The organism is Congregibacter variabilis, from assembly GCF_045689235.1.
Classification (GTDB): Bacteria; Pseudomonadota; Gammaproteobacteria; order Pseudomonadales; family Halieaceae; genus Congregibacter; species Congregibacter variabilis.
The window spans coordinates 3,817,038-3,833,388 of the sequence record NZ_CP136864.1 but is presented as its reverse complement, the minus strand read 5'-3'; the positions used below and the strand labels follow the sequence as shown (position 1 = coordinate 3,833,388).

General features: G+C 54.3%; 11 protein-coding genes, 2 tRNA genes and 1 rRNA gene. 3 read left to right on the top strand and 11 right to left on the bottom strand.

Annotation, left to right across the window (positions count from 1 at the left end; genetic code table 11):
* Positions 1-235: 235 nt before the first annotated feature.
* From R0135_RS17175 to ilvY, 5 genes are all read right to left on the bottom strand, one after another.
* Positions 236-311 (bottom strand) — tRNA-Ala (locus R0135_RS17175).
* Between the two features lie 41 nt (positions 312-352).
* Positions 353-429, bottom strand: a tRNA-Ile gene (locus R0135_RS17170).
* A gap of 94 nt (positions 430-523) precedes the next feature.
* A 16S ribosomal RNA gene (locus R0135_RS17165) occupies positions 524-2,057 on the bottom strand.
* Positions 2,058-2,405: 348 nt separating this feature from the next.
* Entirely contained in the window at positions 2,406-3,317 is a 912-nt protein-coding gene (gene pssA / locus R0135_RS17160) for a CDP-diacylglycerol--serine O-phosphatidyltransferase (RefSeq protein ID WP_407348125.1), read from the bottom strand.
* Between the two features lie 16 nt (positions 3,318-3,333).
* On the bottom strand, positions 3,334-4,257 hold the full coding sequence (gene ilvY / locus R0135_RS17155; protein WP_407348124.1) for an HTH-type transcriptional activator IlvY: 924 nt from the start codon (positions 4,255-4,257) through the stop codon (positions 3,334-3,336).
* A 99-nt stretch (positions 4,258-4,356) separates the two neighbouring features.
* Between ilvY and ilvC the strand changes: the two genes are divergently transcribed.
* Positions 4,357-5,829, top strand: a complete 1,473-nt coding sequence (ilvC, locus tag R0135_RS17150; RefSeq protein ID WP_407348123.1) for a ketol-acid reductoisomerase — start codon at positions 4,357-4,359, stop codon at positions 5,827-5,829.
* A gap of 26 nt (positions 5,830-5,855) precedes the next feature.
* Here ilvC and ilvN read toward each other — a convergent pair whose 3' ends face one another.
* On the bottom strand, positions 5,856-6,347 hold the full coding sequence (gene ilvN, locus R0135_RS17145) for an acetolactate synthase small subunit (RefSeq protein WP_271561889.1): 492 nt from the start codon (positions 6,345-6,347) through the stop codon (positions 5,856-5,858).
* Between the two features lies 1 nt (position 6,348).
* Positions 6,349-8,094, bottom strand: coding sequence for an acetolactate synthase 3 large subunit (locus R0135_RS17140; protein ID WP_407349945.1), 1,746 nt, complete (start codon positions 8,092-8,094; stop codon positions 6,349-6,351).
* Between the two features lie 502 nt (positions 8,095-8,596).
* Between R0135_RS17140 and R0135_RS17135 the strand changes: the two genes are divergently transcribed.
* Positions 8,597-9,100, top strand: a complete 504-nt coding sequence (locus R0135_RS17135) for a DUF4124 domain-containing protein (protein WP_407348122.1) — start codon at positions 8,597-8,599, stop codon at positions 9,098-9,100.
* 76 nt (positions 9,101-9,176) lie between these two features.
* Here the strand turns inward: R0135_RS17135 and clpB are convergent, their stop codons facing one another.
* The 3 genes from clpB to rluD form a co-directional block, all read right to left on the bottom strand.
* On the bottom strand, positions 9,177-11,771 hold the full coding sequence (gene clpB, locus R0135_RS17130) for an ATP-dependent chaperone ClpB (protein WP_407348121.1): 2,595 nt from the start codon (positions 11,769-11,771) through the stop codon (positions 9,177-9,179).
* A 114-nt stretch (positions 11,772-11,885) separates the two neighbouring features.
* Positions 11,886-12,635, bottom strand: a complete 750-nt coding sequence (pgeF, locus tag R0135_RS17125; RefSeq protein WP_407348120.1) for a peptidoglycan editing factor PgeF — start codon at positions 12,633-12,635, stop codon at positions 11,886-11,888.
* Entirely contained in the window at positions 12,632-13,603 is a 972-nt protein-coding gene (gene rluD / locus R0135_RS17120) for a 23S rRNA pseudouridine(1911/1915/1917) synthase RluD (RefSeq protein WP_407349944.1), read from the bottom strand. Before rluD ends, pgeF begins: the two co-directional genes overlap by 4 nt.
* A gap of 88 nt (positions 13,604-13,691) precedes the next feature.
* Between rluD and R0135_RS17115 the strand changes: the two genes are divergently transcribed.
* Positions 13,692-14,606, top strand: a complete 915-nt coding sequence (locus R0135_RS17115; RefSeq protein ID WP_407348119.1) for an outer membrane protein assembly factor BamD — start codon at positions 13,692-13,694, stop codon at positions 14,604-14,606.
* Positions 14,607-14,615: 9 nt separating this feature from the next.
* Here R0135_RS17115 and R0135_RS17110 read toward each other — a convergent pair whose 3' ends face one another.
* The gene (locus tag R0135_RS17110; RefSeq protein ID WP_407348118.1) at positions 14,616-16,238 is read right to left on the bottom strand and encodes an NAD+ synthase; all 1,623 of its coding nucleotides are present in this window, start codon (positions 16,236-16,238) and stop codon (positions 14,616-14,618) included.
* Positions 16,239-16,351 lie beyond the last annotated feature (113 nt).

Genomic DNA, 16,351 nt, shown 5'->3' with positions numbered 1-16,351 from the left:
ACCCGCTACCACTGAACAATTTATCTATAAACCGTCTGACTCACACTCACATGCCTAAGCACGTAGCCTGTGTTTCAGCTCAGTTTATAAACTCAGCTTGATCTACCTTGTTAAAGAACATCCGGTTGTTAAAACCAGAGGTAGGTACAGCTCGCTGTACCTACCTCTGACTTTGCTAATACCACGCGGGTTACCGCTTACCTCACCATCTACTTACTATCACTTAACACGTAAATGGTGGAGCTACGCGGGATCGAACCGCGGACCTCCTGAATGCAAATCAGGCGCTCTCCCATCTGAGCTATAGCCCCAATTACTCGCCTTTACTGTAAATGTGCTCGCTCTGTTTGAGTGGTAGGCCTGGGCAGATTTGAACTGCCGACCTCACCCTTATCAGGGGTGCGCTCTAACCAACTGAGCTACAGGCCTATAAGTGAGTCTGCACCAGACACTATTCTTGCGTGGTATCAACCGATTAGATGAAGACAAAAGTGTGAGCACTCGTCAGGTAGTGCTTATCGTTTAAGGAGGTGATCCAGCCCCAGGTTCCCCTAGGGCTACCTTGTTACGACTTCACCCCAGTCATGAATCACTCCGTGGTGATCGCCCTCCCGAAGGTTAGGCTAACCACTTCTGGAGCAACCCACTCCCATGGTGTGACGGGCGGTGTGTACAAGGCCCGGGAACGTATTCACCGTGACATTCTGATTCACGATTACTAGCGATTCCGACTTCACGGAGTCGAGTTGCAGACTCCGATCCGGACTACGAAACGTTTTGTGGGATTCGCTCCCCCTCGCGGGTTTGCTGCCCTCTGTGCGTTCCATTGTAGCACGTGTGTAGCCCAGGCCGTAAGGGCCATGATGACTTGACGTCGTCCCCACCTTCCTCCGGTTTGTCACCGGCAGTCTCCTTAGAGTTCCCACCATTATGTGCTGGCAACTAAGGACAAGGGTTGCGCTCGTTACGGGACTTAACCCAACATCTCACGACACGAGCTGACGACAGCCATGCAGCACCTGTCACTAGATTCCCGAAGGCACTCCCGTATCTCTACAGGATTCCTAGGATGTCAAGGCCTGGTAAGGTTCTTCGCGTTGCATCGAATTAAACCACATGCTCCACCGCTTGTGCGGGCCCCCGTCAATTCATTTGAGTTTTAACCTTGCGGCCGTACTCCCCAGGCGGTCTACTTATCGCGTTAACTTCGCCACCAAGAAATCAAGTCTCCCAACGGCTAGTAGACATCGTTTACGGCGTGGACTACCAGGGTATCTAATCCTGTTTGCTCCCCACGCTTTCGCACCTCAGCGTCAGTGTCGAGCCAGGAGGCCGCCTTCGCCACCGGTATTCCTCCACATATCTACGCATTTCACCGCTACACGTGGAATTCTACCTCCCTCTCTCGCACTCCAGTCGGCCAGTATCGGGTGCAATTCCCAGGTTGAGCCCGGGGCTTTCACATCCGACTTAACAAACCGCCTACGCGCGCTTTACGCCCAGTAATTCCGATTAACGCTCGCACCCTCCGTATTACCGCGGCTGCTGGCACGGAGTTAGCCGGTGCTTCTTCTAAAGGTAATGTCACAGCTGTACGCTATTAACGCACAACCTTTCTTCCCAATTGAAAGTGCTTTACAACCCGAAGGCCTTCTTCACACACGCGGCATGGCTGCGTCAGGCTTTCGCCCATTGCGCAATATTCCCCACTGCTGCCTCCCGTAGGAGTCCGGGCCGTGTCTCAGTCCCGGTGTGGCTGATCATCCTCTCAGACCAGCTATGGATCGTCGCCTTGGTGAGCCTTTACCTCACCAACAAGCTAATCCAACGCAGGCTCCTCCAATAGCGCGAGGTCCGAAGATCCCCCGCTTTCTCCCTTAGGACGTATGCGGTATTAGCTCGAGTTTCCCCGAGTTGTCCCCCACTACTGGATAGATTCCTACGCGTTACTCACCCGTCCGCCGCTCTACTCATACCGAAGTATTTTCGCGCTCGACTTGCATGTGTTAGGCCTGCCGCCAGCGTTCAATCTGAGCCATGATCAAACTCTTCAGTTTAATCTTTAACCTCAGCCTCTCGGCATGAGGGTTAGTTTTCACAGTAACCCGCGCTAACTAACAAATCTCGGCTCAGACACATCTCGAAATCATAAATTACTAACTACATAAATGTAGTCATGAATTGATGAGTCACTTGTTGTGTCTGAATAGTCATAAACAACTATCCCAACAAGTGCCCACACTTCTGTCTTCATCTTCTTGTTAAATATCCACTAAATCGCTGGGGTTTAGTGTTTTTCCGACAACCCTCAGGCTGGCAGAGGCGCGCATTATACGCATGCGCGAAGGGCACACAAGTCTTTTTACAAAAAAGTTTTTAGAGCCTCGAAAGACCCTTAAAAAAGCCTAGGATCGCCAGCGACGGAGCTGCGCTATAGGCCCGGAAAGCGCGTACGCCAAAGAGGCAAGGAGAAGGATTTTTGGTGGATCCACGGTCACCAGACCAAAGACAAGCACCACCGCCAATATCGCTACAAAAGGCACTCGCCCATGCAGATCGAATCCTTTAAAGCTGTGATAGGGAACATTGATCACCATCAAGATTGCCACTACCGCGGTCAGCGCCGCGACCGTCACCGCAATTTCCACGGGGAGTCCAGCCCCCACCCATCCCTGATCCTGACAAACCCAAACGGTACAAGCCATGATGCAGGCAGCTGCGGGACTGGCCAGGCCCATAAAATAATTCGGATCACCGACACCGACCTGGGTGTTAAACCGCGCAAGGCGCAGAGCAACGCAAGCTACATAGATAAATGAGGCGCTCCAGCCTACTTTGCCAAGATCACCCAGCGCCCAACTGAACATTACCAGAGCCGGCGCCACACCAAAGGACACCATGTCAGCAAGACTGTCATACTCGGCACCAAACTTACTGGCCGTATTCGTTAAACGAGCGACGCGACCATCAAGCCCATCAAAAACCAGTGCAAACAAAATGGCGATAGGCGCAGTCTCGTAATCCCCGCGCATCGCGGCGACCACTGCATAAAAGCCGCAAAAAAGCGCGCCGGTAGTGAACAGGTTGGGCAGCAAAAAAACACCGCGGCGCTTTACCGTTCGACCATTCTCGGAGACTTCCTCCTCATGATCCTCGATGAGCCCCTCAATAGTACTGGCGGCCTCACCAAAACTATCAGTGAGAGAGCTACCCCCTGGCCGCGCGGCAGAGTCACCGTGAGATGCGAGACTGTCGGTCACTTTTGAGCCCGCGGGATCGATGTCAGAGGTATCGTGTTTTGTATATTGATCAGACATTGGGCAAACCCCGTTATTAGGCCTTTAGTCTATCAGATCGCCTTGGCAGCCTCTGAGCCACATTCCAAAGCCCATCAATCAACGGATCGGCACGCCGCCGCTGCCTGGCACAGAGACCTATTTCAAACGGCGGCAAATCATTATTCAGGCTCAGCACGCGCAAGCTACTTGCGAGCCCGCTGGCATCAATCACCAACCTTGGCAGTACGGCAACACCTAGCCCCAAAGAAACCATTGCAACAATAGCTTCGTGACCAGCAACCCGCGCATAAACCGGTGGCTGCCTCAGAAAACGCCCCTGCAACCAACGGTCGATTAATTCCTTACTCACCCCCCTCTCGGGCAACACCCAGGGCGCGTCCTCCAACGCTGACCAAAGCGCTTTGCCCTTTAAACCGTTAATCCGACCCTGTAATTCACAATCGACAAGCGGCAGACACAGGCACAGGGGCGTGCTCGCAAGCGGGCTGAACGCAAAGCTGGCGGACAAGCTCTCCGGCCTGGCAATCACAGATACATCAGAACTACCCCGCCTCACTCTTTCTATACCGTCGGCCTGATCACCGGTCTGCAACAAAATATGCACCTGAGGGTAAGCCTCACGGTACGCTGCTAGCAGAGGAGACAACAACCGATGTGTCGCCGTTACCGAGCAGAAAATCCGCAACTCACCCTGGAGAGCACCATCTGCACCCAAGGAGTCCTGTAGCGAACGCCACTCCGATAGCATGCGCTCTGCAACGGGCTGCAAACGTCGGGCACCGCTCGTTGCGGTCATCCCCCGTCGATCTCGGTCAAACAGACGCTCACCGAGCTCTTCTTCAAGTCGCAACACACAGCGGCTTACCGCTGACACGCTCAGATGCTGCTCCACGGCGGTTTGCGTAAAGCTGAGGTTGCCGTAGACCGCGAGAAATATCTCTAGAGACTTTGAATCCATGATTAGCGCCAAACGCAAAACTGTTTTTATTATATAGCGTTTTACGCAATCAGTTCATTGGCTTAGACTTGCGCGCTTTCATCTTCAAGGATATTTCAAATGGGCCAGAACTACTTCAACACACTCCCCCTGCGACTCCAGCTCCAGCAACTGGGCAAGTGTCGCTTCATGGACGCCAGTGAGTTCGCAGACGGAGTCGACAAACTCCGCGGCAAAAAGCTGGTCATCGTGGGCTGCGGTGCCCAAGGCCTCAATCAGGGTCTAAACCTTCGGGACAGCGGACTGGACGTCAGCTACGCACTTCGGGAGTCCGCCATTACTGAGCAGCGGGCATCCTGGCGTAATGCCACAGAAAATGGATTTACCGTGGGCACTTACGAAGACCTTATTCCCACTGCGGATGTGGTTCTGAACCTCACTCCGGACAAGCAGCACAGCGCCGTAGTCACCGCAGTGATGCCTTTAATGAAACACGGTGCCTGCCTGTCTTATTCCCATGGCTTCAACATCGTGGAAGAAGGCATGCAAATCCGTGATGACCTTACCGTCATCATGGTGGCACCGAAGTGCCCCGGAACGGAAGTACGCGAAGAGTACAAGCGCGGCTTTGGGGTCCCCACACTGATCGCTGTACACACCGAGAACGACCCGAACGGCGACGGCATGGAAATCGCCAAGGCCTATGCAGTGGGCACCGGCGGTCATCGGGCCGGCGTTCTCCAAAGCTCATTTATTGCCGAGGTAAAGTCTGATCTTATGGGCGAGCAGACTATTCTGTGCGGCATGCTTCAGACCGGCTCCATCCTTTGCTTCGACAAGATGGTTGAGAAAGGCATTGACTCTGCCTACGCATCCAAACTCATTCAGTACGGCTGGGAGACCATTACCGAAGGGCTCAAGCACGGGGGCATCACGAACATGATGGATCGCCTGAGCAACCCCGCAAAGCTGCGAGCTTTTTATCTTGCCGAAGAGCTCAAAAGCATCATGCGTTCACTCTACGAAAAACATCAAGACGACATCATGACCGGCGACTTTTCTCGCACAATGATGGAAGACTGGGCAAACGATGACGCCAATCTTCTGAGCTGGCGCGCCGCGACAGCCGAAACAGCCTTTGAGAAATCCGACAACAGCAGCCAGGAAATCTCTGAGCAGGAGTACTACGATCACGGCATCCTGATGGTGGCAATGGTCAAGGCCGGAGTGGAGCTCGCCTTCGAAACAATGGTAGCCGCGGGAATCATCGATGAGTCTGCCTACTACGAGTCATTGCATGAAACACCGCTCATTGCTAACACCATAGCGCGCAAGAAACTGTATGAAATGAATGTGGTTATTTCGGACACCGCTGAGTACGGCTGCTACCTGTTTGATCATGCCTGCCGCCCCCTGCTGGCAGACTTCATGAAAGACGTAGAAACAGACGTTATCGGCACGGGTCTTGGCAGCGATAACACCGTCGACAACCAGGAACTGATCCGCGTCAACGAGGCTATCCGTTCGCATCCGGTAGAGACAGTGGGAACCATGCTGCGCGGCCATATGACCGCGATGAAGAGTATTCTCTAAGCGCTTACCAAAGAACAGCTGCGGCCCTAGGGCCGCAGCACTTTTTCTCCTCGGGCGATACCTGCAACGCCGGAGCGTACAACCTCGAGAATATCCGCCTCGGGTATCGCAGAAACAAACGAGTCCAGCTTATCCGTCGTCCCAGCGAGCTGAATTGTGTAAACCCTTGGCCCCACATCCACAATCTGCCCGCGAAAGATATCTGTCGTTCGCTTAATCTCTTCTCGCTGCGTCGAATCCGCACGCACTTTTATGAGCATCAAATCTCGCTCTACATGAGCGCCCTCAGTCAGATCCACCAGCTTGACCACATCCACAAGCCGGTTGAGGTGCTTGGTAATCTGTTCAATATGACGGTCATCTCCGTAGGTGGTCAGAGTCAGTCGCGACAATGTCGCATCTTCGGTCGCCGCCACATTAAGAGTTTCGATGTTGTAACCGCGCTGCGAAAACAGTCCCACCACCCGCGACAGTGCGCCAGGCTCGTTTTCCAACAGTATTGAAATAATGCGACGCATGTCAGCTCCTCTCATTTTTACTAAGCCACATGTCCTTCATAGAGCCATTAGGCGCTACGTGCATTGGATACACATGTTCCATGGGGTCAACAAAGACATCGAGAAACACCAATCGGTCTTTCAAAGCAAAAGCCTCCGCCATCTTCGCGTCAAGCTGGTCTTTATCTTTTACTTCAATACCTACGTGGCCATAGGACTCCACAAGCTTCATGAAATCCGGGAGAGAATCCTCATAGGTGCTCATGGCATAGCGCCCTTCGTATTGCATATCCTGCCACTGCTTCACCATGCCAAGATAATTGTTACGCAGATTGATAATCTTGACCGGCGTGTTGTACTGCAGGCAGGTAGAAAGCTCCTGAATATTCATCTGAATACTGCCTTCTCCAGTGACGCAGGCAACATCGTCCTTGGGAAAAGCCAGCTGTACTCCCATGGCAGAGGGCAAACCAAAACCCATGGTTCCAAGCCCACCGGAATTGATCCAGCGCCGCGGCTTGTCAAACTTGTAGTACTGGGCCGCAAACATTTGATGCTGCCCCACATCAGACGTGACGAAGGCATTGCCTTCGGTGATGCGATAAAGACTCTGGATAACTTCCTGCGGTTTGATGTAATCGCTTTCGCCAAAACGACGCCCGGTCCACAGCCCGTGGCTGGCGCGCCACTCTTCAATTTGCGCCCACCAGGGATCGAGAGACACACTTTCTATCGGCGATTCTTCATTACTCTGAGTGCTGCGAACAGCCTCTAGCAAATCCGTCAGCACCGCTCGCACAGGCCCAACGATGGGTATGTCGGCCGTCACAGTTTTAGAGATAGCAGCTGGATCCACATCAATGTGAATGATCTTTGCTCCGGGGCAGAACTTACCTACGGTGTTCGTCACCCGATCATCGAATCTCGCGCCCACCGCGAGAATTACGTCAGAGTGATGCATAGCCATATTGGCTTCGTAGAAACCATGCATACCCAGCATACCCAGGAACTGACGGTCCGACCCGGGGTAAGCCCCCAAACCCATAAGGGTATTGGTCACCGGAAAATTCAAATGCTGTGCAAGCTCGATCAGCAGATCGCTTCCCTCGCCCAGGATAACGCCGCCACCGGAATAGATAATTGGTCGCTTGGCCGAGAGCAGTAACTTTGCTGCCTTGCGGATTTGACCGCTGTGTCCTCGCACCGCTGGTGAGTAAGAACGCAACTTGACGCTCGCGGGGTACTCATAGGGAAAGCGCTCATCCGGACGCGTAATGTCCTTAGGGATATCAATGACCACAGGGCCGGGTCGGCCACTGGCGGCAATGTGAAAGGCTTTTTTGATTACCAACGGCAACTGACTGGCGTGTCGCACCTGAAAGCTGTGCTTCACAATCGGCCTTGAGATACCCAGCATGTCGGTTTCCTGAAACGCATCCTCGCCAATAAGGTGGCTCTGGACCTGCCCGGACAACACGACCATGGGAATCGAATCCATATATGCTGTTGCAATTCCCGTCACTGCATTAGTTGCACCAGGTCCGGAAGTAACAAGCACCACACCGGGTTTACCTGTGGCACGGGCGTAGCCGTCCGCTGCATGCGTTGCCGCCTGTTCGTGGCGCACCAGTACGTGGGGAACACTCGCGGCCTTAAACAAAGCATCGTAGATGTGCAGAACTGCACCTCCAGGATACCCAAAAATAAACTCCACGCCTTCATCTTCCAGCGCTCTTGCGATCATCTCGCCGCCGGAGAGCATTTCCACGCCCTCTTCGACCTTCGCGGCTACATCTAACTCTGCGTTCACAATCATAACTCCCGCTCGCACCAGCGCTTACCCTCGCCAGCAACAAACAGTTTTCGCGCCCACAGCACAGCAGGCACGCCAATGCCGCCGACACAAACGGATGCCGCAAAACAAACAGAGGGATAACAAGCACGAAGGGACCCCGTGTCGTTGTCGCCCTGCGCGGTAACGCAGTGTGGACTGCTCTGGTTTGCCCAATAAGTGACAAACCACAGCCGACGGGACGTAATTACAGCTAACCCGGATAATCGCACCGGGGCAGGGGCTAGTGGCAGAGGGTACTCTGCGTTGCCGTTACCATATTTACGACGACGCAAGTTTGGTTAGGGAAGCGCTCATTGTCAACGGTAGCATTTACGAGTGTTTCGACTCTGTTTGCGCGCATGATTGATAGTATGAGTACATTGCGCCCAGGTTGATGCTTGGGTATGGTTCCTGTGACAAATTAGCGGAGTGTTCCGTGCGAAATTTAAATTATAGTCTCGACCTTACTTCCCCGCGGCTCCTCATCGTAAGTGCCGTCTTTGCCTGCATGATGGGGGTGCTTGGCAACTCTGGCGATGCCCAGGCCTCAGACACCTACTATCGCTGGAAAGACGCCCAAGGCAAACTGGTGGTCAGCGATCGCCCCCCGGAGTCCGAGCAAGTGGAGTACGAGGTGGTCTCCCAAAAATCCTCCTTGATTCGTCGGGTTCAGCCCGGTGAAGGTGCTGTGCCAAAAGAAGTCACCCCGCGACCCGGCAATGAGTTCGATCAAGTAGACGTTCAACGAGAGAGCTCAAGTGTCGTTGAAAAAAACCCCGAAAGCTGCTCACGTGCCAAAACGAATTTGATGACCTTGGACACCGCAGCGCGCATACGGATACGGGATCCTGCGACGGGGGAGTTGCGCTACTTATCCGAGGATGAGTTGCTGACGCAACGCAAACGCGCTGAAGACACGATCCGGGTTCACTGCAACTAGCACACCTGCTGCGACACAAGAAAAAGCCCGGAGTTACTTCCGGGCTTTTTTGCTTTCAGAGATGCGATCGCTCGCGTCAAGCGACATCGCTCAACGGCTCTGACCGAAACTCAGGTCCTGCTTCACCCCAGTTCGCCACAATCCGCTCACCGGGTGAGAAGGCTCCTGCCAGCAACTGTTGAGCCAAGGGGTTCTCCAACTGCTGCTGGATCGCCCGTTTGAGTGGTCGTGCACCATAGACCGGGTCAAAGCCACCCTCCACAAGCTGCTCCATAAACGCGTCACTGATCTCCAGCTGCATCTCACGCTCAGCCAGTCGGGCTCGGAGACCGGCAAGCTGAATCGTAGCAATACCGCGGATCTGCTCCTGCAACAGGGGATGAAAGACCACTGTTTCATCGATTCGGTTAATAAACTCTGGTCGAAAGTGCTGTGACACCACACCCATCACCGCACTCTTCATGGCCTCGTAGTTTTCGTCGCCAGCAAGCTCCTGAATCAAATCCGAACCCAGATTCGATGTCATGACGATAACCGTATTACGAAAATCTACCGTCCTGCCCTGACCGTCAGTAAGCCTACCGTCATCAAGCACCTGCAACAGAATGTTGAACACATCCGGATGGGCTTTTTCCACCTCATCCAGGAGCAGGAGAGAGTAAGGACGACGACGCACGGCCTCGGTAAGGTAACCGCCTTCCTCGTATCCTACATACCCCGGGGGCGCTCCAATGAGACGCGCAACCGAGTGCTTCTCCATGAACTCTGACATATCGATGCGCACCATGGCCTGCTCACTATCAAACAAAAAGTTCGCCAGTGCTTTACACAGCTCGGTCTTACCCACTCCCGTGGGACCGAGAAACAGAAACGAACCATTGGGACGATTGGGGTCCGAAAGACCAGCCCGTGAGCGTCGCACCGCATTTGACACCGCAACTACCGCTTCGTCCTGACCCACGACCCGATCGTGCAGCGCGTCTTCCATACGCAGCAGTTTCTCTCGGTCGCCTTCCAGCATCTTTGAAATAGGAATGCCCGTCGAGCGAGACACAACCTCGGCAACTTCTTCATCGGTAACCTTGTTGCGCAAGAGCGTACGCTCCACGTTTTCCGCGGCATGTGCTTGATCGAGTTGTTTCTCCAACTCAGGGAGCTTGCCGTACTGCAGCTCTGACATGCGCGTCAAATCGCCAGCGCGACGCGCGGTTTCAAGATCAAGTTTCAATTGTTCTATCTCGCTCTTGATCGATGCCGCACCCTGCAAGGAGGCCTTCTCTGCTTTCCAGATTTCCTCAAGGTCAGCGAATTCCTTCTCTATAGATTCGATCTGTCCATCAAGTAACTCCAACTGCTTGACTGCTGACTCGTCCTCGTCCTTGCGTACGGCTTCGCGCTCAATCTTAAGTTGAATCAGCCGGCGCTCCAGACGATCCAGAGCCTCGGGCTTTGAATCAATTTCCATACGTATGCGACTGGCCGCTTCGTCAATAAGGTCAATAGCCTTATCCGGAAGCTGGCGGTCGGTAACATAGCGCTGAGAAAGTTGTGCTGCGGCAATAATCGCCGAGTCGGTGATATCCACGCCATGATGAACCTCGTAGCGTTCCTTGAGGCCACGCAAAATTGCAATGGTGTCTTCGACACTGGGCTCGTCAACAAGCACCTTTTGAAAACGCCGCTCCAGCGCCGCATCCTTTTCTACATACTGACGATATTCATTGAGCGTAGTCGCGCCCACACAATGAAGCTCGCCTCTGGCAAGTGCCGGTTTGAGCATGTTTCCGGCGTCCATGGAGCCCTCGGCCTTTCCTGCACCGACCATAGTATGAATTTCATCGATAAAAAGAATGACACGACCTTCTTCTTTGGAAAGCTCATTGAGCAGCGCTTTGAGCCGCTCCTCAAACTCTCCACGAAACTTGGTTCCCGCGAGCAGCGCACCCAGATCCAGCGATAAAATCCGCTTATCGCGAAGGCCTTCTGGCACTTCACCGTTAATCACCCGCTGTGCAAGACCCTCAACAATGGCGGTTTTACCCACGCCCGGCTCACCGATCAATACCGGATTATTCTTGGTACGCCTCTGCAATACCTGTACTGTCCTGCGAATCTCATCATCGCGACCAATTACGGGGTCCAGCTTGCCGTCCCGAGCGCGTTCCGTGAGATCAATGGTGTACTTTTCCAGGGCCTGGCGAGACTCTTCGGCATCCGCACTGTCAACAGATGCGCCGCCACGAACAGCCTGCACCGCAGCATCCAGACCTTCTTTGGTAACGCCACTATCCGTCAAGGCCTTGCCTACCGCGGAACCGGCCTCAAGCAATGCCTGCAGCACGAGCTCGCTGGAGATAAAGCTGTCACCGCCCTGTTGTGCCTTTTTGTCGCTCAGGTTCAGCACACGGCTCAGGTCAGGCGACACGTGAACTTCACCCGTGGAATCACTGACAACAGGCAAAGCATCGATCACCGCTCGCAACGACTGCTGCAGCGCATCAATATTGGATCCAGCGCGCTGAAGCAGAGGCCTTGCGGCTCCTCCCTGCTGATTGATCAGGGCCTGCAGCAGATGCGCTGAATCAATCTGATTGTGATCGCGACCGACCGCCAAAGACTGAGCATCCGCCAAGGCGCTCTGTAAGGGATTAGTAAGCTTGTCCATTCTCATATTTTTCTACCTCTACAGCGATTCAAAGACCACCGTTAGCCAAACCTTAGCTAGTGTGATCATTTATACCCTTATAGATATTGGGGTTTAATAATCAGTTTCAAGGCTTGAGAACTAGAGATTTCGAAGAATCAGACAGGCCATCCGACCGGTGACACCGTCACGGCGGTAGGAGAAAAATCGTGTGGGCTCGTCCACCGTACAGGCACTAAACGTCTGAATATCCGCAAGACCCAGCCCCCGCAGGCGTTTTTGCGCAAGTCCTGGCAGATCGGCCAAATAGTGACCAACTCTCATATCTGATGGTCGAAAACAGCGCTCAGTCGCAGCCGACGCATCGTGTTTTATAAAGGCAGAACGCACTTCAGGGCCCACTTCAAATCTGTCTCTGCCAATCGCAGGGCCGAGCCATGCGTAGACTTCCTGCGGCGCCACACCCAACGAAGCAACAGCAGATTCGAGAACCCCCGCAGCCAGTCCTCGCCAGCCCGCATGCACTGCCGCGATAACGCTGCCAGCGCGGTCACTCAAAATCACGGGCAGACAATCCGCCACCATGACAGCACAGGCAATGCCCCGCTCTTTCGTCCAGCAGCCGTCCGCTGTGATGGGTGGGCCCAAACCATCGGAAGCCTCCACAATCTGGGTCCCGTGAACCTGATTCAGCCAGGCTATACGCGTTCGCGGCGGCAGTTTTGCCAGGAGTTCACGACGATTGTTCTGAACAGACTGCTCACTATCACCCACGTGCAGCCCAAGATTGAACCCGCGATAGGGGCCCTCACTGCGGCCACCCGTGCGGGTGGTGTAGAAAACACGCACCTTGTCTGACCAACCCGCGAGCCGAACTTCGTGAACACTCACAACGGACCTAAGGACCGTCCACTATCCGGGGGATTTTCCTCGAGGAGCACTTTGAGAAGTGATTGAAGATCCTCAGCAAGGGGAGACTCAAAACTACAAAGATCGCCAGATCCCGGGTGCACAAAACTCAGACGTCGGGCATGCAAGGCCTGACGACGAAAGCTCCGAAGCGTATCTGCCAAACGATCACTGCAGCCCCGGGGCAACCCAAAACGACCGCCGTAGACCGGATCGCCCAACAATGGGTAGCCCCGATGTGCCATATGCACACGTATCTGATGTGTTCTCCCGGTCTCTAGCTGAACATTCAAGGCTGTATATTGGGCGAATCGCTGAGCTATGCGGTAATGCGTGACGGCAGGTTTGCCGCTATTGGGGACCACCGCCATGCGCGTTCTCTGACGCGGATGACGACCAATAGCAGCTTCTATTCTCCCTCCCCCACTCGGGACCCCCCGCACAACCGCAAAGTATTCGCGTTGCACATCCTTTTTCTGCAGCTGCGCAACTAAACTGCGGTGCGCGTTCAAAGTGCCCGCAACCACCAGCAGGCCGGATGTTTCTTTGTCCAGGCGGTGAACAATCCCTCCCCGGGGCACAGATTCCAGTGCAGGTCTGTGACTCAGTAAGGCGTTTACCAAGGTCCCATGCTGATTCCCAGCACCGGGATGCACCACAAGACCTGCGGGCTTGTCGATCACCAGAAGCTCTTCGTCCTCATAGAGGATATCCAATGGTAAAGACTGAGCCACCCAGGACACTTCGCTCTGCAGCTGGGCATTTAGAACCAGCTCACAGCCGCCATACACCGTATCCCGGGGCCTGGCACTGCTGCCGTTGAGTAACAGCTGGCCACCACGAATCCAAGTCTGAAGGCGGGCCCTGGAGAACTCCGGAAACAGCTGTGCCGCTGCCTGATCAAAGCGCGCTCCCGCAAGATCATCGCCCGCGGTAGCTTTCCGTTCGATTAGCTGCGTTTCAGTAGAGAGTTCTATGGTTTATGCGCTCCGTCTGCTGTGCTTAAATGGCGACCTATTTTTCTTCGCCGATTTTAGCATGAGCCTTATTAGCACCCACCACATCCTGCCCAAGCGCTGGCCGTTACTTGCCTGCCTACTCGCAAGCCTCTTTTTTCTGGGCGGCTGCGCCAATAATGACGATGAAGGAGATATCGCGGCTGACAGTGGCGAGCAGCAGATCTACGATGAGGCTCAGCGCTATCTGAATGCCCGAAACTTTGATCTCGCGATCCGGGCACTTCAGGCGCTTGAGTCTCGCTACCCCTTCGGGCGTTATGCCGAACAAGCCCAGCTGGAACTCATCTACGCGCACTACGGCGCCTATTCGCCTGAAGCGGCTGTTGAGGCTGCGGATCGCTTTATCCGTTTGCACCCGCAGCACCCCAACGTTGATTACGCTTACTATATGAAAGGCTTGGCAACCGCGACCGCCAGCCAGGACTTCCTGTCTCGATTCACGCCGACAGACAAAACGCTCCGCGATACCAGTTTCGCAAAGGAGGCCTTTGCAGAATTCTCCCAGCTGGTAACGCGCTTCCCTGATAGCCCCTATGCTACCGACGCCAAGTCACGCATGGTCTATCTGCGTAACTTGCTGGCACGCAACGAGATCCACGTGGCCAATTATTACTTCCGACGCGGCGCCTATCTGGCGGCAGCAAATCGTGGCCGCTACGTGGTAGAGAACTTTCAGGGAACCCCCGCCGTTGGTGACGGTTTAGCGGTAATGGCCCAAGGTTACCTGATCCTCGGTATGGATGACCTTGCTCAGAATGCTATCGACACGCTGGTTCTGAATTACCCGGAGCATCCCGCCCTTAACAAGAAAGGCGAATTTGATACGGTCTACACTCAGGAAGGCCTGCAACGATCCATTATCAACAAGCTAAGCTTCGGTCTCTTTGATCCGCCCAGGCCACCGCAGTTTGATAGCCGAAAAGGTATCAGCTAAAAGACGCTATCAACCGCCTATGCGCCAGGCGGAAGTGATCGGATAACGACGATCCCGCCCAAAGCCGCGCTGGGTGATACGCACGCCCACCGGCGCCTGACGACGCTTGTACTCGTTTATATCCACCAGACGCACGGCGCGCTCTACGTCTGCGCGGTCGATACCCTCGGCAATAATTGCCTCAGCGCTGTAGTCCTGCTCGACGTAAAGCTCCAGAATCCGATCCAAGACTTCATAAGGTGGCAGGCTGTCCTCATCTTTTTGATCCGGCGCCAACTCAGCGGAAGGCGGCCGCTCTATCACCCGCTCGGGAATGCAGGGCCCTAAACCGTTTCGGTAATGGCATAGCTCGTAAACAAGCGTCTTTGGCACGTCCTTAAGCACATCAAAGCCTCCCGCCATATCACCATACAAAGTGGAATAACCTACGGCCAACTCGCTCTTGTTCCCCGTAGTCAGGACCAAAGATCGCTTCTTATTGGAAATAGACATCAGCAGCACACCGCGACACCGGGCCTGCAAATTCTCTTCCGTGGTATCGGCGCTCAAACCCGCGAACTCGTCTTCTAAAGCAGCAAGAAAGGCTTCGTATATGGGCTCGATGGAAATGACGCTGTGGCGAACACCCAGCGTAGAACTCTGCTGTGCAGCGTCTGCAATACTAATGTCTGAGGTGTAGCGAAAGGGCATCATCACGGCCTCAACGCGCTCTGGGCCCAAGGCGTCAACGGCTACCGCGAGCGTCAGTGCCGAGTCCACACCACCTGAAAGTCCGAGAACAACGCTGGGAAAGCCATTTTTATTGACGTAATCGCGCATACCCAGCACCAGTGCCTGCCAAATGGCTGCCAGCTCGCTGAGAGGCTCCTCACTAACTAATGTGGCGAACGCCCTTTGCGATGCGGCGTTCAGATATTCACACCAGGTTGCAGCAGTGTCGAAACGAGGCGCCTGCACCGCAACGCTCCCATCAGAGTTCATGGCAAAGGACCCACCGTCAAAAACCAGCTCGTCCTGACCACCCACCTGATTGACGTAGACCACGGCCAGCTTGTTCTCTCGAGCGCGCCCCGATACGAGTTCGAGACGCTGCAGCTGCTTACCACGATGAAAGGGAGAGGCATTGAGGTTGATCAGCAGTTCAGCTCCCGCAGCCGCCGCGGCAGCAGTGGGCCCCGGCACCCATATATCCTCACAAATACTTAATCCTACTTGAACCCCTTGAATCTCAAGCACACAGGGTTCTGTACCGGCGGTGAAGTAGCGCTTTTCATCAAATACCTGGTAGTTGGGTAACTCGCACTTTCGATATTCCGCCTGTATCTCGCCCTGATGGATAACACCCGCACAGTTATAAAGAACGCCGTCGCGTCGAATCGGATATCCCACAATCACCCAGGCACCAAGAGGCAAGTCCTTGCACAAGCGCTCCAAAGCATCGCTAACGCGCTGGCACAGCGCCGGCCTCAACAAAAGGTCTTCTGGCGGATAGCCCGATAGCGTTAACTCCGGAAAAACCACAACAGGTGAATCCTGCTGCTCGCAGGCTCGTTCCGTCGCTGCAATAACTTGATCTGCGTTGCCAATAAAATCACCGACTATGGTGTTTATCTGGGCCATCAAAATGTGCATAAAAAATCGTCCAACAATCTGAGATCGCTATTGTCAGCGATCCTGAGCATGCTGACCAGATACGGCGAATTCGCGCGCGGCACTGCTAGAATGCAGGCATGCTACCAAGAGTG